We start from the raw sequence: 21,208 nt of genomic DNA on the forward strand, positions 1-21,208 counted from the left end.
TCAGCCCCCACGCACCCGTAGCCCCCGACGGCGCTACCGCCCCGAGCTCATCGGCCCAGATACTTCGGCTTCTCCTTGTTCACGAAGGCCTGCACAGCGATCGCATGATCCTCGGACGACCCCGCCCGAGTCTGCAGCTCGTCCTCCTTCTCCAGGGTCTCCTCAAGAGAGTGCGACAGCCCGTACGCCACCGCCTCCTTGATCGCCGCGTACGCCACCGTCGGCCCCTCGGCCAGCGCCCGAGCCACCTTCGCGGCCTCCTCGCGCAGCTCACCCGCAGGGACCAGCCGGTTCGCGATCCCCAGCTCGTACGCCTCCTGCGCCTTGATGTTCCGCGGGAAGAGCAGCAGGTCAGCAGCCCGCCCCGGCCCCACCACCCGCGGCAGCGTCCAGGAGATCCCGGAGTCCGCGGTCAGCGCGACACCCGCGAACGACGTGTTGAAGGCGGCCGTGTCCGCCACCACCCGATAGTCCGCAGCCAGCGCGAACCCGAACCCCGCCCCGGCCGCGACCCCGTTCACCCCGGCCACCACGGGCTTCGCCATCCCCGCCAGCGCCCGCACGATCGGGTTGTAGTGCTCCCGCACCGTGCTCATCGTCTGCCCCGACCCGGTCTCCCGGTCAGCGACCAGCAGCCCGATGTGCTCCTTCAAGTCCTGCCCCACACAGAACGCCCGATCCCCGGCGGCGGTCAGCAGCACGGCCCGTACGGCGTCGTCCCCCGCGGCGGCCTGCACCGCGTCCCGCAGAGCGACCTTCGCCTCGACGTTCAGCGCGTTCATCGCCTGGGGGCGGTTCAGCGTGATCGTCGCGAGTCCGTCGCTCACCTCGTAGAGCACGGTGTCGGCCATGGCGTATCCCCTCCGGGGGTCGAGGCTTGGGCGTACTGGTCGGTACGCGCTTGTCCGAAGGACAGCATGGCGGAGATCGCCGACAACGGCCCCGACCCGACGTGTGACCTGCGTCAAAGAATTCACGTCCGGTTCTGTTCGGTCCAAGCGCGTGCGGTGGCGCAGTATCGCAGTCACATCGCCGAATTGAGTGGTTTTGCTCGCGCGCGTTGCCCAAGCGATGCCGACTGATGTTGGTCATCGGGTCCTGAGATGCGGGATAATGGCTTGGAAGCAATGTGTTCGATGCCGGTGTCGCGTGTCTCAATGCCAGACGCGCGTGCCCTCCATGGGGCCGTCGGCTTTGACGGAGCTGGTTTCAGGAAGGGGAACGAGCATGGCGGCCATGAAGCCGCGGACGGGCGATGGCCCGCTCGAGGTGACCAAGGAGGGGCGGGGCATCGTCATGCGCGTTCCGCTCGAAGGCGGCGGTCGGCTCGTCGTCGAGCTGACCCCTGACGAGGCCGACGCACTGGGCGACGCCCTCAAGAAGGTCGTCGGCTGACGCGGAAGCGACCCTACCCTTTCGGTGGCCCCGGCATCGCACATGGTGCCGGGGTCGCTGTTTTTGCCCTACGTCCGTGTCATACAACCGATCAGGCCGTCACCGTTCGGCTGTCCTCATCGTTTGACCGCGCACAGCAGGCCGTCCCCCACCGGCAGCAGCGACGGCACCAGCTCCTGGCTCTCGCGTACCGCGCGCAGCAGCTCCCGGATGCGTATGACCTCCGTGGGCTGCGGGCCCGAGTCCACCGTGCGGCCGTTGGCGAAGACGCCCTCGAAGACGACGAGGCCACCCGGACGCAGCAGGCGCAACGATTCAGCGAGATATTCGAGGAATTCCAGCCGGTCGCCGTCGCAGAAGACGAGGTCGTAGCCGGCATCCGCGAGGCGGGGCAGGACGTCCAGGGCGCGGCCCGGGATGAAGCGGGCGCGGTTGCTGGCGAAGCCGGACGCCCGGAAGGCCTGGCGGGCGAACTGCTGGTGCTCCGGTTCGGGGTCGACGGTCGTCAGGACGCCGTCGGGGCGCATGCCGTGCAGGAGGTGGATGCCGGAGACGCCGGTGCCGGTGCCGATCTCCGCCACCGCCTTCGCGTCCACCGAGGCGGCCAGCATCCGCAGCGCGGCGCCCGTGCCGGGCGACACCGAGCGCAGTCCCGCTTCACGGGCCCGGTCGCGGGCCCAGCGCAGGACGTCGTCCTCGGCGACGTAGGCGTCGGCGAACGCCCAGCTCGTCTGCCGGTTGCCGGTAATGACCCTCTCCTGTCCCCGTGGTTGCCTGGGCGTGACTGTATCCGTTGCGGGCGGGAACCCGCAGATGGGACCGGGCGTTTAGAGGGGTGGGAAGACGAGCGGGGGGACACAGTTGGATCACGATGAGGAACGGGACCGCGAGCAAGTGCTGACGCAGGCCCACCAGCCGTATCAGCCCAGATCAAATTCTCGTAAAACCGCTTATCCGGAGCTAACGGGCGAGGTGGCTATGGTAGGGGCTCCACTGGACACCACCAGAGCCGACAGGGGAGGTGCGGCTGCGCCTGTGGATCGGGGAGGAGTGCTGCGGCGCTTTCTCGGATCGGCGGGCAGGCCGAAATCCGTGAACGACACCGCTGACCACAGCCACGCCGGCGACTACGCCCAGACCGCGACCTTCTCCACCGACGCGGACGGGCAGGCGTGGACTCCGCCCACCTGGGAGGAGATCGTCAGCACGCACAGCGGACGGGTCTACCGGCTGGCGTACCGCCTCACCGGCAACCAGCACGACGCCGAGGACCTCACGCAGGAGGTCTTCGTCCGCGTCTTCCGCTCCCTGTCGACGTACACGCCGGGAACCTTCGAGGGCTGGCTGCACCGCATCACCACGAACCTCTTCCTGGACATGGTCCGCCGCAAGCAGCGCATCCGCTTCGACGCGCTGGGCGAGGACGCGGCCGAGCGGCTGCCCAGCAAGGAGCCCACGCCCCAGCAGGTCTTCAACGACGCCCACTTCGACGCGGACGTCCAGCAGGCCCTCGACACCCTCGCGCCCGAGTTCCGGGCCGCGGTCGTCCTGTGCGACATCGAAGGGCTGTCGTACGAGGAGATCGCCGCGACCCTGGGCGTCAAGCTCGGCACCGTCCGGTCCCGTATCCACCGAGGCCGCTCGCAGCTGCGCAAGGCCCTCGCCCACCGCTCGCCGGAGGCGCGCGCAGAGCGCCGCTCCTTCGTGCCGCGGGTGGCCGCTCTGGGGGGAGGGGGCGCGACCGCGTGAGTGGCTCCCGACCCAACCCGGCCGAAAGGCTCCTGGCAGAGCAGCACCTGGGAGACCGACTCTCCGCCCTCGTCGACGGAGAGCTCGGTCATGAGACGCGTGAGCGTGTCCTGGCCCACCTGGCGACGTGCGCCAGGTGCAAGGCCGAGGTCGACGCCCAGCGCCGACTGAAGAACGTCTTCGCGGAGGCGGCCCCGCCGCCTCCCTCCGAGAGCTTCCTGGCCCGCCTTCAGGGCCTCCCCGGGGGAGGTGACCTGGACGGCGGTGGCTCGCCGCTGGGCGGGGGAGGATTCGGCGGACTGTCCGGACGGCCAGGCGCCACCGGGGTGTTCGGCATGAAGCGGGGCGACCGCTTCGAGTTCGGCTACGTCCCCTCGCGTCCCCATGCCCCGGCGCTCCCCGACTCTTCGGACCGCGGCTTCCGCACCCATCCCGTGGGCCGTCCGGACGCCGACCGCGTCGGCTCCTCGCGGGTGCGGTTCGCGCTGGTCGCGGCGGGCGCGGTGTCCCTGGCCGCCATCTCGCTGGGCGGCGTCACATCGAGCGCACCGACCGACGCGGAGGCACGCGGCGGCTCGGGCGGCAGCAATGTGACGCCGGCCCGGACGCAGGGCACCGGCGCCTCGACGGCACCCGAGAACCAGCGCCGCCGTGGAGTCGGCCCGCTGCTCGCGCAGGGACAGGGGCAGCGGATGCCGGACACCCCGGCGGCCCCGACCGAGGTGTCGGCTCCTCTGCTGCCCGGGATGCCGGCCCAGCCCGTCGACCAGGCGGTACACACCCTGACGGCGCCCGTGGTGGCCGGCGCGGCCGCCATGTCCCCTCTCATACGCCCGCTCAGCGCCACCCCGCCGCTCGCCCTGACCTCGTGGTCCACGGTTCCCGGGACCACGCCGACCCCCGACCTGTTCGCCGCATCCGTCCCCGACACCACGTCGTCCCCCTCCACCCCGCCGGCCACCGGCCGCTGACCCGGCCTCTGCGCAGCGGCCCACGAACCTGATTGAATCCGGGGTGGGCCGCGCCCTGGCCTGACGGCGGGGCGTGGAGTCGACGAACCGCGGCCACCGTTGACGCCGCGTGCCGGATGGGGGAGGGAGCACGAGGTCGCCGGGTTTCCTGAGGGAACTCGAGCGCGACAGCGCATAGTTGAGTAGGCGTTCGGGCGCCGGGTCGTTCCCGGTGGCGGCCTGCCGCGAGACAGGGTTGGTGGGGCCGGCAGACCAGAGCCGTCGTAGCCGCGGGCCGCGCGACGACGGCCGATCGGCCGGGGCTGTCCGGCCGCGCTCCGGCCCGGTCCCTTCGGACACGGCGGAATGCGAAGCGTCCTACTCGAGCAACGGTCAGCAGCGAGCAGGAAGCAGAGCATGAACGAGGGGAAGCCCGCTAAGGCGAAGTGGTGGAACCGACCTCGGCCGCAGGAGCCGGCCGCCCAGGCCGAGACCACCGAGCCGACGCCGGACGCGACGGGCGATGCGGCGGCGCCGGGTACATCGGGCGCGGTCGGGCACAGCGCACCCGCAAGCGCCGGCGAAGAGGGCCTCGACGGCACCACGGACGCCGGCACGGATGGCGACTTCGAGCTGGCACAGCCCGCTGCGCGCACGGCCGGCGACGCGGCTTCGGCCGAGGGGGACTTCGAGCTTTCCCGGCCTGCGGCGGGCGTCAGTGGTGGTGACGTGGCGTCTGCCGAGGACGGGCTTCGGCGGCCCGCAGCGGTCGGCAGTGATGGCGACCCGGCTTCGGTCGAGGGGGACTGCGAGCTGCGTCGGCCCGCGGTGCGCGCCGCTGATGGTGCGCCGGCTTCGGCTGCGGGGGACTTCGAGCTTTCCCGGCCTGCGGCGGGCGTCAGTGGTGGTGACGTGGCGTCTGCCGAGGACGGGCTTCGGCGGCCCGCAGCGGTCGGCAGTGATGGCGACCCGGCTTCGGTCGAGGGGGACTGCGAGCTGCGTCGGCCCGCGGTGCGCGCCGCTGATGGTGCGCCGGCTTCGGCTGTGGGGGACTTCGAGATCGCTCGGCCTGGTGCGGGCGGCAGTGGTGGAGAGGCGGTTTCGGCCGAGGGGGGTTTCGAGCCTCAGCGGCCTGGTGTGAGCGGTAGGGGTGGTGACGTGGCCTCCGCCGAGGGTGACTTCGAGCTGGCGCGGCCTGGTGGGGTGCCCGCGGCCGTACCGTCGCAGCCTGCCGACGCCGCGGCCACCGTGTCCCCGGAGCCAGAGCCCGCCGACACCCACCCCGAGCCCTTGCACGACCCCAACTCCCTGCACGACCCCAAGCCCCTGCACGACCCCGACCCCTACAGCACCCCGCCCTACGGCGAGCCCGGCCCCTGGGCCCCCGCTCCGCCCGTACAGCACCCGGCGACCACGCCCGCGCACGGCACGGCCGTACCGATGCCGCCACCGAACCCGACGTCGCCCGGCGCTCCGGCTCAGGCCCCCACTGCCGGCGTCCCTGCCCCGGCAGCGCCCCCAGTCCCTGGCGCTCCCGCCCCGGCGCCGTCCCCCGGAATCCCCGCCCAGGCGGCACCCCCGGCGGCCGACGTCTTTCCCCAGGCCATCCAAGCAACCCAAGCAACCCAAGCAACCCAAGCAACCCAAGCAACCCAAGCAACCCAAGCAACCCAAGCAACCCAAGCAACCCAAGCAACCCAAGCAACCCAAGCAACCCACGCTCAGCCCCCGCCCCAGCCCATCGCGCCCCACGGCACCCCCAACTCAGCCATGCCCAGCCCAGCCACGCCCGCACCCCCTTACGCCGACCCCCCATCCCCGACCACGCCGCCCTGGCAGAACTACGACCCCTGGGCCCGTAACCCCCACCCCGCCGCCCCCTTCCAGCAGAACGGGGCCGCGATCGCCACCAAGCAGCAGCGGCGCAATCGGGCCAAGAAGGTGATGCTCGTCGGAGCGCTGCTGATCGCGCTCGTGTCCGGCGGGGTAGGCGGTGTCGTGGGCGCGTATCTCGAGCGCAACGGTGGTGTGGGTGAGCTGGAGCTGCCGCAGGCCGGGGCCGAGTCCAGTGGGCGGGCGCCGGACAGTGTCGCCGGGATCGCCGCTCGTGCGCTGCCCAGCGTCGTGACGCTGCATGTGAGCGGGAGCGAGGAGCAGGGCACAGGGACCGGGTTCGTGCTCGACGACAAGGGCCACATCCTCACCAACAACCATGTCGTCGAACCCGCCGGGGACGACGGCGAGATATCGGTGACCTTCCACAGCGGTGACACGGCCAAGGCCACCGTCGTCGGCCGGGACGGCGGCTACGACCTCGCCGTCGTGAAGGTGAGCGGGGTCAGCGGGCTCACGCCCCTGCCGCTCGGCAACTCCGACAACGTCCAGGTCGGCGACCCCGTCGTCGCCATCGGCGCCCCGTTCGACCTGGCCGGCACCGTCACCTCCGGCATCATCAGCGCCAAGGAGCGGCCCATCACGGCCGGCGGTGAGAGCGGGGACGGGAGCGATGTGTCGTACGTCGACGCGTTGCAGACCGACGCGCCCATCAACCCCGGCAACTCCGGCGGTCCCCTCCTGGACGCCCGGGCCCGGGTCATCGGCATCAACTCGGCCATCCGTTCCGCCGACAGCGGCTCCGAGCTCGACGGCGGCCAGTCCGGCTCCATCGGTCTCGGCTTCGCCATCCCGGTCAACCAGGCCAAGCGCGTGGCCGAGGAGCTGATCAACACCGGCAGAGCGACCCACCCGGTGATCGGCGTCACCCTCGACATGGACTACACCGGCGACGGCGCCCGTGTCGGCACCAAGGGCAGCGACGGCGGACCGGCGGTCACCCAGGGCGGCGCGGGCGACAAGGCCGGTATCAAGCCGGGCGACGTCATCACCGAGGTCGACGGCCAGCGCGTCCACTCCGGCGAGGAACTCATCGTCAAGACCCGTGCCCACCGCCCCGGCGACCGCCTGGAGCTGACCCTGGAGCGCGGCGGCAAGGAGATCACGATCTCGCTGACGCTGGGCTCGTCCAGCGGGGACTGAGTGGCGACTGAGCGGGGACCGGGCGGCAGTCGAGAATCACAGAAAGCTCACAGCGCGGCCCGTGTCACCGCTCCACACAGGCCCTGACAAGGCAAACAACCCGGAAAACCGCACCCCCACCCGCATTCGGAGGCCTCGGGACAGTACCGGTCGTAGCGGATCGCCGGGTACCGTGGATCCGGCCCGGACCACGGAAGACCCGCAATCGACCACCGAGGGCCGAGGACCGAGGACATCGCAAGGAGCTTCAGGTGTTCAATGACATAGGACCGCTCGAGCTGGTGACGCTCATCGTCCTCGCCGTGCTCGTCTTCGGTCCGGAAAAGCTCCCGAAGCTGATCCAGGACGCCACGCGGACGATCCGTAAGATCCGCGAGTTCTCGGAGAGCGCCAAGCAGGACATCCGGCAGGAACTCGGCCCGGAGTTCAAGGACTTCGAGTTCGAGGACCTCAACCCCAAGACGTTCATCCGCAAGCAGTTGGACAACGACGAGCTGGGGCTCAAGGAGATCCGCAACGGCTTCGACCTGAAGAAGGAAATGGCCGAGGTCACCGACGCCGTGCACGGCCGTGACTCGGAGTCGTCGGCGGGCTCCTCGGCCTCCTCGTCCTCCTCCGGTTCCTCCGGCGGCAGCATCGACATGACGAAGAAGCCCGAGAACCCGCGCGACGACCGCCCGCCGTTCGACGCGGACGCCACCTGAGCCGTACGAAAGCCGTACGAACACAGGGGCGGAACACCACTCATACGTGACGCTTCTCATACGCCGCCCGGGTCGCACACGGCCTGAACACGCCCTTCGCGCGCCCCGCGCGCCGGGCGCTTTCCCTGCGGCTTAAAGCGGTGTGGCTATGCTGCCGAGTTGTTGTGCGGACCGGACGAGTACGCCCGAAGGGGGGCGGGCCGGGCTGGTCCGGCGAGAGCGAGGAGGCGTCCGGGCACATGGAGACGACGAGTCAGACGACGAGTCGGGCAGGCGCGCAGGCGTCGGCCGCGGAGAGCGGACAGCAGGTTCCCTCCGCCCGGCGCACTGTCGACGGCTACCTGCTGGCGCCCTTCCCGTGGTACGGCCTCGACGAGGCTTTCACGGGTCCGCGCTGGCTGATGCAGGTCGGCACGGCAGCCGACGGAGCCGTGGAACACGGATCGATCGGGCACGGTGACGAACCCTCCGTACGGAACGAAGGGTCGGAGGACCGGGAGAGGTTCGCGGTCGTGGTGACCGTCGCGGCGAATCCGTCCCGGCGCAGCGCCGACGGTACGGGACTGCTGGAGGCGACGTCGGTGTCGTCGGCGGCTTGGCTCGCGGGAGTGGGGCTGCTGTCTTTCACCTGGCCCGGGCAGATGGATCACTCGCTGCGCGACGACTGGCTGGACCAGCAGACGGAGACCGCGTGGGCTTTGGCCGATGATCTGAGCGGTCCGGCGTGGTCGACGCTCTCCCTGCCCGTCGACGGGGTGCCCACGCCCTTCCACTACCGGGAGTCCGAGTTCGGGTGGGTGCTCGCGGGGTCCACTCAGGAGGGTGTGCATGTGGGGGCGTACGGGAGAGGCATGAGTGCCTACGGGCTGGGCTTCGCGATGATCAAGGACATCGCCGCGTACGCCTAGCCGGCGGGGCTGAGCAGAAGTCAAAAAGGGGCGCCGTGGGTATTCGGCGCCCCTTCGCCGTAGGGCTCAGAACCTTCGGCGGCTTGCGGGTCGTGCGTGGTTGCTCGCGCCCACGCGGCGGAGCTGCACATGGATACAGCCCCGCGCCCCAGGGCGTCTCAGAACTTGTTCTTGGGAGTGATCCCCAGAGACAGTCCCGACAGGCCCCGCTGCCGTCCCCCCAGCTTCCCCGCGATCGCCCGCAGTGCCGAGCCCGCCGGGGAGTCCGGGTCGGTCAGGACCACCGGCTTGCCCTCGTCGCCGCCCTCGCGGAGGCGGACGTCGATGGGGATGTTGCCGAGGACCGGGACGTTCGTGCCGGTCGTGCGCGTGAGGCCGTCCGCGACGACCTGGCCGCCGCCCGTGCCGAAGACGTCGACCATCTCGCCGCAGTGCGGGCAGGGCAGGCCGGACATGTTCTCGACCACGCCGACGATCTTCTGATGGGTCTGCACGGCGATGGAGCCCGCGCGCTCGGCGACCTCGGCCGCCGCCTGCTGCGGCGTCGTCACGACCAGGATCTCGGCGTTCGGGACCAGCTGGGCGACGGAGATCGCGATGTCGCCGGTGCCGGGCGGGAGGTCCAGCAGGAGGACGTCCAGGTCGCCCCAGTACACGTCCGCCAGGAACTGCTGGAGTGCGCGGTGCAGCATCGGGCCGCGCCAGACCACCGGGGCGTTGCCCGGCGTGAACATGCCGATGGAGATGACCTTCACGCCGTTCGCGGACGGCGGCATGATCATGTTCTCGACCTGGGTCGGACGGCCGTCGGCGCCCAGCATGCGCGGCACGCTGTGGCCGTAGATGTCGGCGTCGACGACGCCCACCTTCAGGCCGTCGGCCGCCATCGCCGCCGCCAGGTTGACCGTGACGGAGGACTTGCCGACGCCGCCCTTGCCGGAGGCGACCGCGTACACGCGGGTGAGCGAGCCGGGCTTGGCGAAGGGGACCTCGCGCTCGGCCTGGCCGCCGCGCAGGGCGTTCGCCAGCTCCTTGCGCTGCTCGTCGCTCATGACGTCGAGCGTGACGTCGACGCGGGTGACGCCGTCGACCCGGGAGACCGCGTCCGTCACGCGCTGCGTGATCGTCTCGCGCATCGGGCAGCCGGAGACCGTCAGGTACACGGTGACCGCGACCGCTCCGTCCGCCCCGATGTCGACCGACTTGACCATCCCGAGCTCGGTGATGGGGCGGTTGATCTCGGGGTCGTTCACCGTCGCCAGTGCCTCGCGCACCGCGTCTTCCGTAGCCATAAGGACGATGGTACGGCTCGGTAGCCATGCCCCGGAAAGCCTGTCAGCGGTCTTCTACGTCACGTCCGCGCGACCGTTCTGCCGGGAATACACCGTGCTCGTGGTGGCCGTCCCCGCGGTGACCGTTGCCCCGCTCCTCCAGCTCCTTCATCAGGTCCTGCAGCTCCGAGCGCATCCAGTCCCGGGTGGCGACCTCCCCGAGCCCGATGCGCAGGGCGGCGATCTCGCGGGTCAGGTACTCGGTGTCGGCGATGGACCGCTCGTTCTGCTTGCGGTCCTGCTCGAGGTTGACCCGGTCGCGGTCGTCCTGCCGGTTCTGCGCGAGCAGGATCAGCGGGGCGGCGTAGGAGGCCTGCAGGGACAGGGCCAGGGTCAGGAAGATGAACGGGTACTCGTCGAACTTCAGGCTGCTCGGTGCGGAGATGTTCCACAGCACCCACACGATGATCACTACCGTCATCCAGACGAGGAACCGCCCGGTGCCGATGAACCGGGCGATGCGCTCCGAGAGCCGTCCGAAGGCCTCCGGGTCCCATTCGGGCAGGATCCGGCGGCGTGGCGGCCGGGGTTGGTCGAGGCGTGTGCGGGGCGCCCGGGTGGTCGCGGTGGCGCCCGCCGGCATGCGCTCGCGCGTGCCCTCGCGCTCAGGAGCCATGGGCGGCCACCTCCTCGGCACCCTCGTCCTCGTCCAGATGGAACTCCGTCTCCCGCCAGTCCTCGGGCAGCAGGTGGTCCAGTACGTCGTCCACGGTCACCGCGCCCAGCAGCGAACCGCCCTCGTCGACGACGGGCGCGGCCACCATGTCGTACGTCGCGAAGAACCCGGCGACGACCGGCAGCGGGGCATCCGGCTCCAGGGCCTCCAGGGCCTCGTCGACGAGCGCGCTGACCAGGGTGTACGGCGGGTCGCGCAGCAGGCGCTGGAAATGGACCGTGCCGAGGTACTTGCCGGTCGGTGTCTCGTCGGGCGGGCGGCAGACGTAGACCTGGGCGGCGAGCGCGGGGGACAGGTCGGGGTTGCGGACGCGGGCGAGGGCGTCGGCGACGGTGGCGTCCGGGCGCAGGATGATCGGCTCGGTGGTCATCAGGCCGCCGGCCGTGTGCTCCTCGTACGCCATCAGACGGCGCATGTCGGCCGCGTCGGCGGGCTGCATCAGGCTCAGCAGCCGCTCCTGCTCGTCCGTCGGGAGCTCGCCGAGCAGGTCGGCCGCGTCGTCCGGGTCCATGGCCTCAAGGACGTCCGCGGCCCGCTCCTCCTTCAGCTTGCCGAGGATCTCGATCTGGTCGTCCTCGGGGAGCTCTTCGAGTACGTCGGCGAGGCGGTCGTCGTCGAGGGCGGCGGCGACCTCGGCACGGCGCTTGGCGGAGAGGTGGTGGAGCACATTCGCGAGGTCGGCGGGGCGCAGCTGTTCGAAGGTGGCGAGCAGGCTCTCGGCGCCCTGCCCCTTCTCCTCCAGCGAGAAGCCGGTGACGGCCGTCCACTCGACGGTCAGCGATTCGCCCTTGGCACGCCGCAGAGGGCCGCTCTTGCCGCCCTTGCGCACGAACACCTTGTCGATCTCCCAGTCCCGGCGGGCGGGCCGCTGCAGCACCGACAGATCGAGGACGGTGACCTGCTCTCCGGTCTCGACGAGGGTGACGCGCCGGTCGAGCAGTTCACCGAAGACGAGGCGCTCGGTGGGGCGCTGCTCGAAGCGGCGGACGTTGAGCACGCCGGTGGTGATGACCTGGCCGGACTCGATGCTGGTCACGCGGGTCATGGGAAGGAAGATGCGGCGCCGGGTGGAGAGTTCGACGACGAGGCCGAGCAGCCGTGGCGGGCGCCGGCCGACGCGGAGCATGACGACCAGATCGCGGACGCGGCCCACCTGGTCGCCGTTGGGGTCGAAGGCGGCGATGCCGGCGAGGTGCGAGACGAAGATCCGGGGAGCGCCGGCTGCCATGGCTGAGGCTCCTTTGCGTGCGAAGTGTGCCGGGTTGCCGTGTTGCTGGTGCGGTCGAGCGGGCAGGGCCGCATATCCGAATTGCCCGCTCGGGTGGGCTTCAGGCTAGCCCGTCCGGATCCGATATGCCCTGGTGAGCGGTACGGACGGACTGGCTCCGCCAGGGCCGTGAGGCCCGGGTACGCTGCGGTACGCCGCTCAGGTCCCACAACAGAAAGGCAGCCCCACCTGTGACTGCGATTCCCCAGGGTCGTGCGCGCCGGGCCGCGCTGGTGAGCGCCGTGTGCGCCCTGGTCGTGTCGGGAACGGGACTGACGGGATGCAGCGAGGACCCCGACGAGGGCACCAACGGGGTCGGCAAGCTGCCGCCCGCCGAGATCCAGCGCAAGACCCGTACGGCCGCGGACTCCGCCGAGGCGGTGCGTCTGTCGGGGAACGTGGTGACCAGTGGGCGCACCTACAAGCTCGACATGCGGCTGAAGGCCGACGGGGCGACGGGGTCGGTCACGGCGCAGGGAACGACGTTCCAGTTGCTGCGGATCGGTGAGCAGCTGTACCTGAAGGCCGACGCCGGCTTCTGGAGCGGCGCGGACGGGCAGGGCGGCGGCAAGGCGGATGCGGCGGCCGCGGACAAGCTGGGCGGCAAGTACGTGAAGGTGCCCCAGGCGGACCCGTCGTACAAGAAGTTCAGCGGCTTCACGGAGAAGGACGTACTCCTCGACGGCCTGCTGACCCTCCACGGCGCGCTGGCCACCGACGGCCGCCACGAGCAGGCGGGCACCCGCACCATCCGCATCACCGGCGACAAGGGCTCCGGCGGCACCCTCGACGTCTCCCTCGAGGGCACTCCCTACCCCCTGCGCCTGACCCGGGCGGGCGGCGCGGGCAGCCTCACCTTCTCGGCCTGGGGCAAGGACTTCGCGCTGACGGAGCCGGCCAAGGACGAGACGGTGGACTACGGCAAGCAGCTGCCGACGTCCTAGGCGCCGGCCACGTCGTTGGAGCCGGTCGGGCCGTCGGCTACTTCCGCTTGCGCCTCTTCATCAGCAACCTCGGCAGGCCGGCCGGAATCGGCTGCCGGGTCGTCGCCGGCGTCGGCAACGGAGCCTCGGCCAGGCTGCCGTCCGGCAAGGGTGCCGTCGTGCCCACCGGTTCCAGGCGCAGTACCCGGCACTCACGCGCCCAGCGCTGCGGCATCGCCTCGCCGTCAGGGGCGTTGAGGCGCTTGCCCTTGAGCTCGGCGACCGCGGCGTCCACGTCGTTGGAGCCGGCCGGGCCGTCGGCTACTTCCGCTTGCGCCTCTTCATCAGCAACCTCGGCAGGCCGGCCGGAATCGGCTGCCGGGTCGTCGCCGGCGTCGGCAACGGAGCCTCGGCCAGGCTGCCGTCCGGCAAGGGCGCCGTCGTGCCCACCGGTTCCAGGCGCAGTACCCGGCACTCACGCGCCCAGCGCTGCGGCATCGCCTCGCCGTCAGGGGCGTTGAGGCGCTTGCCCTTGAGCTCGGCGACCGCGGCGTCCCACCGCTCGGAGCCCGACGCGAGCTCCACGACCTTCGCCGGCCACGAGACCAGTCGCCCGCCCTTGTCCTTGCTGCGAACCGTCACCTCGGCCCCGGCCCCGTCGACCAGCCCCGGCAGCGGCTGCTCGCCCGGACCGTCGCCCACGACACACGCCGCGCCCTCGTGCCACACGTGCCACAGCGCCCGGGCCGGGTGACCGGGCCCCTTGACCCAGATGAGGCCGGACTTCTTCGTGGCCTCCTCGACGAGGGCCTGGTCGAGCAGCTCGCTAGTCATGCCGCAAGACTATCCAGCCCATCCGGGTATGTCCGGGCCGGTCAGAGCCAGCCGTTCCGCTTCAGCGTGCGGTGGATGCCGAAGCAGATCATCGCCGTGATCCCGAGCACCATCGGGTACCCGAACTTCCAGCGCAGCTCCGGCATGTAGTCGAAGTTCATCCCGTACACACCGCACACCATCGTCGGTACGGCGATGATCGCGGCCCACGAGGTGATCTTCCGCATGTCCTCGTTCTGCGCGACGGACGCCTGTGCCAGGTTGGCCTGGAGGATGGAGTTCAGCAGCTCGTCGAAGCCCATGACCTGCTCCTGCACCCGGGCCAGGTGGTCGGCGACGTCCCGGAAGTACTTCTGGATGTCCGGGTCGATCAGCCGCATAGGCCGCTCGCTCAGCAGCTGCATGGGACGCAGCAGCGGCGACACCGCGCGCTTGAACTCCAGCACCTCGCGCTTGAGTTGGTAGATCCGCCCCGCGTCCGTGCCGCGCGGCGAGCCCTTGCGCCCCGGCGAGAAGACCTCGGTCTCCACCTCGTCGATGTCGTCCTGCACGGCGTCGGCGACGGCGATGTACCCGTCGACGACATGGTCGGCGATCGCGTGCAGCACGGCCGACGGGCCCTTGGCGAGCAGCTCGGGGTCGTCCTGCAGCCGGTGCCGCAGCGCCCGCAGCGAGCCCTGCCCGCCGTGCCGGACGGTGATGAAGAAGTCCCGTCCGGTGAAGCACATGACCTCGCCGGTCTCGACGATCTCGCTGTTGGCGGTGAGCTCGTCGTGCTCGACGTAATGGATGGTCTTGAAGACCGTGAAGAGGGAGTCGTCGTAGCGCTCCAGCTTCGGGCGCTGGTGGGCCTGGACCGCGTCCTCGACGGCCAGCGGGTGCAGACCGAACTCGCTTGCGATACCGGAGAATTCGGCCTCGGTCGGCTCGTGCAGGCCGATCCACACGAACCCGCCGTCGCGGCGCACCTGGCGCATCGCCTCGTGCGGGGTCAGGGGCTTCGGGGTCTCGACGCGGGCGCCGTGCCGGTAGACGGCGCAGTCGACGACGGCCGAGGGCGTCGCGGGGTCGCGGGTGGTGTCGTAGGTGCCGTTGTCCTTGCGCAGCGAGACGCGGGACGGACGGACCACGGCACGCAGGTCACGGATCATCGACATGAGCAGGCTCCTTCGCAACGGGCAACGAAGCGTGGAGGGCCGCGGCACGGGTGGAACTGCCCGGAATGGGGACGTCCTGACCTCAGGATGTTTGGCACGTCCACAAAGCGGGGAGCACCGCACCGTCGCGGTGATGGGCTTCGTTGCTGATTCAGATCGGACCGATCAGGCAAAGCGAAACGAAGTGCTCTTCCGTGAAGGACGCGAGCGTGAAAGGCGGCGGTCAGCCGGAGCGGAACAGCCGGATCAGCTACATCAGTGGCGGGAAGAGCGAGTGGTACTGCACGGTCGACTTCGATCCATAGCAGCCCCACCTCCTCCGGCCGGTCCCTCGTGAGGGACGTTCCATACCCCGTTCGGGGTTCCCCGTAGGGGAGTCTCAATCTCGGTGCCGGGATTCGATCGCGACGCTTATGCATGCTGTCCCGAACACCGGGCAAGAGTATCAGCCGACAGAAGTGTCAAGGTGCTGCTTTGCCCGGTCCTGACGAGTTCTATGCTCGCGGCATGGCTGATGTTCTCCCTTTGGTCGAGGCCCGGTTGCGCACCGCGCTCGGCGAACCGGACGCCCGTGCGGCGGTCACCTTCCTCGGTACGGACCGCATCGAGGTGCTCCGTTTCCAGGAGGGCGACATCGTCCGCTACGCCACGCTGGGCATGTCCGCGCAGCCCATGAACGACCCCACCGCGATGGTCGCCGACCCGGTCAAGGGCCCTCGCGCCGAGCTGGTCCTCTCGGTCCGCTCGGGCCTGGCCGACACCGACAAGGTTCTCCGCCCGCTCGCGGTGCTCGCCGCGTCCCCGCAGGTGGAAGGTGTGATCGTGGCCCCCGGCGCCTCCCTCGACGTCGGCGAGCCCCTGTGGCCCGGCGCCCCGTTCACCTCGGTCCTGGTCGCCGAGCCGGGCGGCCTGGTCGAGGACCTGGAACTGGACGGGCCCCTCGACCCGGTGCACTTTCTGCCGTTGCTCCCCATGACCCCGAACGAGGCCGCCTGGAAGCGCGTGCACGGCGCCCAGGCCCTCCAGGAGCGCTGGCTGACGAACGGGACGGACCTCCGGGACCCCGTCCGCACGTCCGTCCCGCTGGAGTGAGGAACCTCACCAACCGGTGGCCGAAAACCGTCAGTTGGCGAAGACAGTGACATTGTCCTCGGTCGCGTGCCGCGACGCCGACTCCTCGGCCTCATCCCCGAGCGCCCTGCGCCGTACGACGACCACGAGCGCACCCAGCACGGCCGCGACCGCCCCCACCACGAACGGGACGCGGACGCTGCCGGTCCACTCCTCGATCCTGGGCGCGAAGAAGGACGCGGCCGCAGCGGCGAACCAGCGCACGCAGTTGTAGCCCGCGCTCGCCACGGGACGCGGCGCGTCCGAGATGCCGAGGGCCAGCTCCGTGGAGACGGTGTTGTTCACACCGATGCACGCGCCGGACAGGACCGTGCAGACGACGGCGGTGGTGTGGCCGCCGTAGCCGAGGACCAGCACGTCCAGGGCGAGCGGCACCAGCGACCCGCCGAGCACTATCAGCGAACCGCGTCTGCAGGCGCGGAGCCACGATCACTGAGAACACGGCCAGCAGTACGCCCCTGGTGGGGATGAGGGCACACGAACCATGTGGCGTCATCCCCACCAGGGGCGAGAAACTGCCTCGTTGTGAAGAACGTGTGGTTTTGGAGTTCTCTCCGGACGGGTCCCGGAGGCTCCCTCCTGGATCGCTCCGGAGAGTTTGACGGGGCGTGCCCGTCCGGCGACGACCCTCCCGGCCGCCGGAGCAAGTGCGTGACTCACTCGGGGCCGTTGAGGGCTTGGCTGTTGCCCTCTGCGATCAATTGAGCGTACCGGGTGTTTTCCGGGGTGATGCCGTTAAAGCGGGCTATTGCGGTGTTGGCCTAGGTGCCGACGATGACCGCGAGGGCCGTGGAGACGAAGGGCGCGTTGCCGAGTCCCCGGCCCGCCCGGAACCCGACCAGTTCGCCGACCGATCCGGACGTGCCCGCGAGCCCCGTGAAGACGACCACGAAGGCGAGGCCGAGCAGCAGGGTCCCGCGGCCGCCGATCCTGCTGGAGACGAAGCCGGTGACCGGCATCGCCACGGCGGCGATGAGGAAGTACGACGTGAAGAGCAGGGAAACCTGGCCGGCGGTGGCGTTCAGGCCGCTCGCGATGGACGGCAGGATCGGGTCGACGAGTCCGATGCCCATGAAGGCGACGACGGACGCGCCGGCGGTCGCCCAGACCGCCTTCGGCTGCCCGCAGAAATTTAGATGGCATATGCACATATTAATTTAGACAGGCTAACGATGTACCGCGGGCAGAGCCTGCTTGCCAGGCGGCTTCCGCCCGGACGGGTGATCGTCCTTGACGTGACGGAGAAGGGGTAGGACCGTGGGGCCCTATGAGGGGCGAACCCAGTTGCCCGAAGTGTGGTGGCCGGGTCAGGGCTCCCGGACTCTTCGCCGACACCTGGCAATGCGATGTGCACGGCACCGTCCATCCGGTGCAGCCCGTGATCCCGCCCAGCGTCGAGGCCCTCGGTGTGGTCGTGCATCGCACGCAGGTGCCGGTGTGGATGCCGTGGCCGCTGCCGATCGGCTGGCTGTTCACGGGAGTCGCCAGCGCGGGCGACGACCGCAGTGGCGGCCGCGCGAGCGCCGTGGCCTGCTCCGGTCCCGGCCCGCTCGGCGGCATGGGCGAGCTGATCCTGGTCGCCGAGGAGCTCGGTGTCGGTCTTGGCGCACGCTATGCGGGGATCGACGGTCCGGATCCCGGGCCGTACATGAACGTCGAGAAGCCGCCTCAGGCCAAGGTTCTCGCCGCCGGGCGGCCTACGCCGCTGTGGCATGTGTCGGGTACGCCCGACGATCGTGCCGTGTTCGCGGGGGAGGCGCTCGGGATGTGGCTGTGGGCGGTCATGTGGCCCGAGCAGTCGGGATTGTTGATGTACGACGAGCTGGTGCTGACTGATCTGCGGGATGCGGGGGCGGAGGTGGAGTTGGTGCCCTGCGGCGCGCTGTCGCCGCGCTTGCTTGAGCCGTAGGGCCTACGTAGGGCTCTACTGCTGAGGTGGGGTGTGTCGTCGACGGACGGCTGCGGGTGGTCGTGGGTTGCTCGGGCACTTCCCCGCTCCCTCAGGTCGCTCCGTGTAAGGGGCGCTGGGCTGTGCGGGTGTGACAGGGGTCGTTGAAAGTGCGGTTATCCTTGAGCGTCCCCATCCGTGCCGTCCCCGTCTGGAGTTCGCGTCGTGCGCATCGATCTGCACACCCACTCCACCGCTTCCGACGGTACGGACACCCCGGCCGAGCTGGTGCGCAACGCCGCCGCGGCCGGGCTGGACGTGGTGGCGCTCACCGACCACGACACGACACGTGGGTACGCCGAGGCGATCGCGGCGCTGCCGGCGGGACTCACCCTTGTCACCGGTGCCGAGCTGTCCTGCCGTATCGACGGGGTCAGCATGCACATGCTGGCCTACCTGTTCGACCCGGAGGAGCCCGCGTTGCTCGCCGAGCGGGAGCTGGTGCGGGACGACCGGGTGCCGCGGGCTAAGGGCATGATCGCCAAGCTCAACGAGCTGGGTGTGCCCGTCACCTGGGAGCAGGTCCTGCGGATCGCCGGTGACGGCTCGGTCGGCCGGCCGCATGTCGCCTCCGCGCTGGTCGAGCTCGGTGTCGTACCGACCGTGGGCGACGCCTTCACCCAGGACTGGCTGGCCGACGGCGGCCGGGCCTTCGTGGAGAAGCACGAGACCGACCCGTTCGAGGCGATCCGGCTGATCAAGGCCGCGGGGGGCGTCGCCGTCTTCGCGCACCCGGCCGCGAGCAAGCGGGGCCGTACGGTGCCGGAGTCCGCCATCGCCGAGATGGCCTCCGCCGGCCTCGACGGCATCGAGGTCGAGCACATGGACCACGACCCCGACACGCGGGCGCGGCTGCACGGGCTCGCGAAGGAGCTCGGGCTGCTGGCCACCGGGTCCAGTGACTACCACGGCAGCCGGAAGACGTGTGTGCTCGGCGAGTACACGACGGATCCCGAGGTGTACGGGGAGATCACGCGACGGGCGACCGGGGCGTTTCCCGTGCCGGGGACCGGCGGGGTCTAGGCCGGTCACCTTCACGTTCGTTCAGAGGCACCCGGCGCTGTCGGCCGTGCCCACCCGTTCCGCGCCGCGGAACGTCTGCCCACAGCGGTAGCGGCATGGCGCCGGTAACCCGGCTCTGCCTGTCCACCGTGCGTTTCACTCACCTCGCAAGGCCTCCTCCGCATGTTCGATCTCGCCGTCTTCGGCTCCCTCTTCCTGACCCTCTTCGTCATCATGGATCCCCCCGGGATCACCCCGATCTTCCTCGCGCTCACCTCCGGCCGGCCGGCCAAGGTGCAGAAGCGGATGGCCTTCCAGGCCGTCTGTGTGGCCGGCGGTGTGATCACGGTCTTCGGGCTGCTCGGCCATCAGATCCTCGACTACCTGCATGTCTCCGTCCCCGCGCTGATGATCGCGGGCGGGCTGCTGCTCCTGCTGATCGCGCTCGACCTGCTCACCGGCAAGACCGACGAGCCCAAGCAGACCAAGGACGTGAACGTCGCCCTCGTGCCCCTGGGCATGCCGCTGCTGGCCGGGCCGGGTGCGATCGTGTCCGTCATCCTCGCGGTGCAGAAGGCCGACAGCGTGGCCACGCAGGTGTCGGTGTGGTCGGCGATCCTCGCCATCCATGTCGTGCTGTGGCTCGTGATGCGGTACTCACTGCTGATCATCAGGGTCATCAAGGACGGCGGCGTGGTCCTGGTGACGCGGCTCGCCGGCATGATGCTCTCCGCGATCGCCGTGCAGCAGATCATCAACGGCGTCACGCAGGTCATTCAGGGGAGCTGAGGCCCGACCGAGGGCCGCAAGGGCCCCGAACGCCCAAGGGCCCCGCACGGCGTCACAGCCGTACGGGGCCTTGAAGCTTCTTCCGGGATCCGCGTTACGAGGCCGAGGCCTCTGCCGGGCGGATCCACAGCCGCTGGCCGATCGAGGCGGCCTGCTGAACGATCCGGTTGACGGAGGCGGCGTCCACAACGGTGCTGTCCACGGGCGTGCCGTCGACCTCGTCGAGTCGCATGATCTCGAAGCGCATGGCTTCTCCCTTCGTCTGGTCATCCTCCCGATGAGCACTGCTGGGGAGAACTACTGGGGTTACACGGGTATCCAACTGCTCGCCTGTTACAAACATTCCCTACGCTAAAGAAATTTTTCGAACAGCTAACTACTGACTGGTAAGTGGTTGCTGATTGCTGGTGGATCAAGGCGGGACAGACCGGGACCGGTTGTGTTCGCAGCGTGACCGCCGGGACAATGGAAGCGATGAACGACGACCTCGCGGCGCTCTCCGCCCGTATCGACCGCACCAACGAGCTGCTGCAACGCATGCTCGCCGAGGTGGCGAAGACGCCCTCCACCCACGCGATCTTCGTCGACGCGGGCTATCTGTACGCCGCCGCGGGGCGGCTGGTCGCCGGGACCGAGGACCGCCGGGCCTTCGACCTGGACGCCGAGGGACTCATCGAGGCGCTCATCGACAGGGCACGCACGATCTTCGCGGACAGCAGGCTGCTGCGGGTCTACTGGTACGACGGCGCGCGACGCCGTATCCACACCGCGGAGCAGCAGTCGATCGCCGAGCTTCCCGATGTGAAGGTGCGGCTGGGCAACCTCAACGCGAACAACCAGCAGAAGGGCGTCGACTCGCTCATCAGGACCGACCTGGAGTCACTGGCCAGACACCGCGCCATCAGCGACGCGGCACTGCTCGGCGGGGACGAGGACCTGGTGTCGGCGGTCGAGGCCGCGCAGGGGTACGGCGCGCGCGTGCACCTGTGGGGCATCGAGGCGCCGGAGGGCCGTAACCAGGCCGAGCCCCTGCTCTGGGAGGTCGACAGCCAGCGCACCCTCGACCTCGACTTCTTCAAGCCGTACGTCTCCCGGCGCACCGCCGCCGCGTACGAGGCCGCGGGAGCCGCCCGGCCCTCGCGGGAGGACGTGCGGTTCGTCGGCGCGCAGATCGCGGCGAAGTGGCTCGCGGCGCGGGGGCGGGAGTCACTGGTCGAGCTGCTGCCCGGGCACCCGTACCTGCCCGGCTCGGTCGACCAGGACCTGCTGGTGGAGGCGGAGGGGCTGCTGCAGTACTCGCTGCGCGGGCAGGCGGATCTGCGACGGGCGTTGCGGGACGGGTTCTGGGAGCACCTGCAGGCGCAGTACTAGGCCCGCCGTACCAGGCCCGCAGCGGTGCCGGACCTAC

At 70.3% G+C, this 21,208-nt stretch carries 21 protein-coding genes and 3 pseudogenes; 13 read left to right on the top strand and 11 right to left on the bottom strand.

The features are described from left to right. Nucleotides 1–47 precede the first annotated feature (47 nt). The gene (locus ACIBAG_RS24180) at nt 48–851 is read right to left on the bottom strand and encodes an enoyl-CoA hydratase/isomerase family protein (RefSeq protein WP_399107572.1); all 804 of its coding nucleotides are present in this window, start codon (nt 849–851) and stop codon (nt 48–50) included. 66 nt (nt 852–917) lie between these two features. Here ACIBAG_RS24180 and ACIBAG_RS24185 point away from each other — a divergent pair, with 66 nt between their 5' ends. Both ACIBAG_RS24185 and ACIBAG_RS24190 read left to right on the top strand, forming a co-directional pair. Further along, nucleotides 918–1,082: a hypothetical protein gene (locus ACIBAG_RS24185; protein WP_399107573.1), complete on the top strand. Its 165-nt coding sequence runs from the start codon at nt 918–920 to the stop codon at nt 1,080–1,082. A gap of 145 nt (nt 1,083–1,227) precedes the next feature. After that, complete coding sequence (locus ACIBAG_RS24190) at nt 1,228–1,395, top strand: DUF3117 domain-containing protein (RefSeq protein ID WP_003966491.1); 168 nt, start codon at nt 1,228–1,230, stop codon at nt 1,393–1,395. 116 nt (nt 1,396–1,511) lie between these two features. Here ACIBAG_RS24190 and ACIBAG_RS24195 read toward each other — a convergent pair whose 3' ends face one another. Continuing rightward, nucleotides 1,512–2,210: an O-methyltransferase gene (locus tag ACIBAG_RS24195; RefSeq protein WP_399107738.1), complete on the bottom strand. Its 699-nt coding sequence runs from the start codon at nt 2,208–2,210 to the stop codon at nt 1,512–1,514. 235 nt (nt 2,211–2,445) lie between these two features. Between ACIBAG_RS24195 and sigE the strand changes: the two genes are divergently transcribed. From sigE to ACIBAG_RS24220, 5 genes are all read left to right on the top strand, one after another. Then, nucleotides 2,446–3,144 (top strand): RNA polymerase sigma factor SigE, encoded by a 699-nt coding sequence (gene sigE, locus ACIBAG_RS24200; RefSeq protein ID WP_037642843.1) that lies wholly within the window; start codon nt 2,446–2,448, stop codon nt 3,142–3,144. Next, nucleotides 3,141–4,115, top strand: a complete 975-nt coding sequence (locus ACIBAG_RS24205; RefSeq protein ID WP_399107574.1) for a zf-HC2 domain-containing protein — start codon at nt 3,141–3,143, stop codon at nt 4,113–4,115. The genes sigE and ACIBAG_RS24205 overlap by 4 nt, the downstream gene beginning before the upstream one ends. A gap of 990 nt (nt 4,116–5,105) precedes the next feature. Further along, nucleotides 5,106–7,130 (top strand): trypsin-like peptidase domain-containing protein, encoded by a 2,025-nt coding sequence (locus ACIBAG_RS24210; RefSeq protein WP_399107739.1) that lies wholly within the window; start codon nt 5,106–5,108, stop codon nt 7,128–7,130. Nucleotides 7,131–7,381: 251 nt separating this feature from the next. Then, nucleotides 7,382–7,834, top strand: coding sequence for a sec-independent translocase (locus ACIBAG_RS24215; RefSeq protein ID WP_399107575.1), 453 nt, complete (start codon nt 7,382–7,384; stop codon nt 7,832–7,834). A gap of 239 nt (nt 7,835–8,073) precedes the next feature. After that, complete coding sequence (locus ACIBAG_RS24220; protein ID WP_399107576.1) at nt 8,074–8,742, top strand: hypothetical protein; 669 nt, start codon at nt 8,074–8,076, stop codon at nt 8,740–8,742. A gap of 158 nt (nt 8,743–8,900) precedes the next feature. On the opposite strand, the gene ACIBAG_RS24225 is transcribed toward ACIBAG_RS24220, so the two are convergent. From ACIBAG_RS24225 to ACIBAG_RS24235, 3 genes are read right to left on the bottom strand one after another with little or no spacing between them, the layout of a single operon-like run. Beyond that, nucleotides 8,901–10,034, bottom strand: a complete 1,134-nt coding sequence (locus ACIBAG_RS24225) for an Mrp/NBP35 family ATP-binding protein (RefSeq protein WP_399107577.1) — start codon at nt 10,032–10,034, stop codon at nt 8,901–8,903. A gap of 43 nt (nt 10,035–10,077) precedes the next feature. Then, nucleotides 10,078–10,689 (bottom strand): DUF1003 domain-containing protein, encoded by a 612-nt coding sequence (locus ACIBAG_RS24230; RefSeq protein WP_399107578.1) that lies wholly within the window; start codon nt 10,687–10,689, stop codon nt 10,078–10,080. Next, the gene (locus ACIBAG_RS24235; RefSeq protein ID WP_399107579.1) at nt 10,679–11,977 is read right to left on the bottom strand and encodes a magnesium transporter MgtE N-terminal domain-containing protein; all 1,299 of its coding nucleotides are present in this window, start codon (nt 11,975–11,977) and stop codon (nt 10,679–10,681) included. Before ACIBAG_RS24235 ends, ACIBAG_RS24230 begins: the two co-directional genes overlap by 11 nt. Before the next feature lie 230 nt (nt 11,978–12,207). Between ACIBAG_RS24235 and ACIBAG_RS24240 the strand changes: the two genes are divergently transcribed. Continuing rightward, a complete protein-coding gene (locus ACIBAG_RS24240) occupies nt 12,208–12,960 on the top strand; it encodes a hypothetical protein (RefSeq protein ID WP_399107580.1) in 753 nt (250 codons plus the stop codon). A 37-nt stretch (nt 12,961–12,997) separates the two neighbouring features. Here ACIBAG_RS24240 and ACIBAG_RS24245 read toward each other — a convergent pair. The 3 genes and pseudogenes from ACIBAG_RS24245 to ACIBAG_RS24255 form a co-directional block, all read right to left on the bottom strand. Further along, nucleotides 12,998–13,216: pseudogene (locus tag ACIBAG_RS24245) on the bottom strand (hypothetical protein); the annotation flags it as partial. 44 nt (nt 13,217–13,260) lie between these two features. Next, nucleotides 13,261–13,773: a hypothetical protein gene (locus ACIBAG_RS24250; RefSeq protein WP_399107581.1), complete on the bottom strand. Its 513-nt coding sequence runs from the start codon at nt 13,771–13,773 to the stop codon at nt 13,261–13,263. A gap of 41 nt (nt 13,774–13,814) precedes the next feature. Further along, nucleotides 13,815–14,930, bottom strand: coding sequence for a magnesium and cobalt transport protein CorA (locus ACIBAG_RS24255; RefSeq protein WP_399107582.1), 1,116 nt, complete (start codon nt 14,928–14,930; stop codon nt 13,815–13,817). Nucleotides 14,931–15,437: 507 nt separating this feature from the next. Here ACIBAG_RS24255 and ACIBAG_RS24260 point away from each other — a divergent pair. Beyond that, on the top strand, nt 15,438–16,022 hold the full coding sequence (locus tag ACIBAG_RS24260; RefSeq protein ID WP_399107583.1) for a suppressor of fused domain protein: 585 nt from the start codon (nt 15,438–15,440) through the stop codon (nt 16,020–16,022). Between the two features lie 30 nt (nt 16,023–16,052). On the opposite strand, the pseudogene ACIBAG_RS24265 reads toward ACIBAG_RS24260, so the two are convergent. Together ACIBAG_RS24265 and ACIBAG_RS24270 are read right to left on the bottom strand one after the other, a co-directional pair. After that, nucleotides 16,053–16,603 (bottom strand): annotated as a pseudogene (locus tag ACIBAG_RS24265) (MFS transporter); the annotation flags it as partial. 222 nt (nt 16,604–16,825) lie between these two features. Next, a pseudogene (locus ACIBAG_RS24270) lies at nt 16,826–17,212 on the bottom strand (MFS transporter); the annotation flags it as partial. 116 nt (nt 17,213–17,328) lie between these two features. Between ACIBAG_RS24270 and ACIBAG_RS24275 the strand changes: the two are divergent. The 3 genes from ACIBAG_RS24275 to ACIBAG_RS24285 all read left to right on the top strand — a co-directional run bounded on the left by ACIBAG_RS24275 (nt 17,329) and on the right by ACIBAG_RS24285 (nt 19,800). Next, nucleotides 17,329–17,970, top strand: a complete 642-nt coding sequence (locus tag ACIBAG_RS24275; RefSeq protein WP_399107584.1) for a DUF6758 family protein — start codon at nt 17,329–17,331, stop codon at nt 17,968–17,970. Between the two features lie 204 nt (nt 17,971–18,174). Then, entirely contained in the window at nt 18,175–19,032 is an 858-nt protein-coding gene (locus ACIBAG_RS24280) for a PHP domain-containing protein (protein ID WP_399107585.1), read from the top strand. 162 nt (nt 19,033–19,194) lie between these two features. After that, nucleotides 19,195–19,800, top strand: coding sequence for a MarC family protein (locus ACIBAG_RS24285; RefSeq protein WP_399107586.1), 606 nt, complete (start codon nt 19,195–19,197; stop codon nt 19,798–19,800). A gap of 94 nt (nt 19,801–19,894) precedes the next feature. On the opposite strand, the gene ACIBAG_RS24290 is transcribed toward ACIBAG_RS24285, so the two are convergent. Further along, nucleotides 19,895–20,047: a hypothetical protein gene (locus tag ACIBAG_RS24290; RefSeq protein WP_107049884.1), complete on the bottom strand. Its 153-nt coding sequence runs from the start codon at nt 20,045–20,047 to the stop codon at nt 19,895–19,897. Nucleotides 20,048–20,274: 227 nt separating this feature from the next. Here ACIBAG_RS24290 and ACIBAG_RS24295 point away from each other — a divergent pair, with 227 nt between their 5' ends. Beyond that, nucleotides 20,275–21,171 (top strand): NYN domain-containing protein, encoded by an 897-nt coding sequence (locus ACIBAG_RS24295; protein ID WP_399107587.1) that lies wholly within the window; start codon nt 20,275–20,277, stop codon nt 21,169–21,171. Nucleotides 21,172–21,208 lie beyond the last annotated feature (37 nt).

Origin of the sequence: Streptomyces sp. NPDC051243, assembly GCF_044455405.1 — a bacterium.
GTDB lineage: Bacteria > Actinomycetota > Actinomycetes > Streptomycetales > Streptomycetaceae > Streptomyces.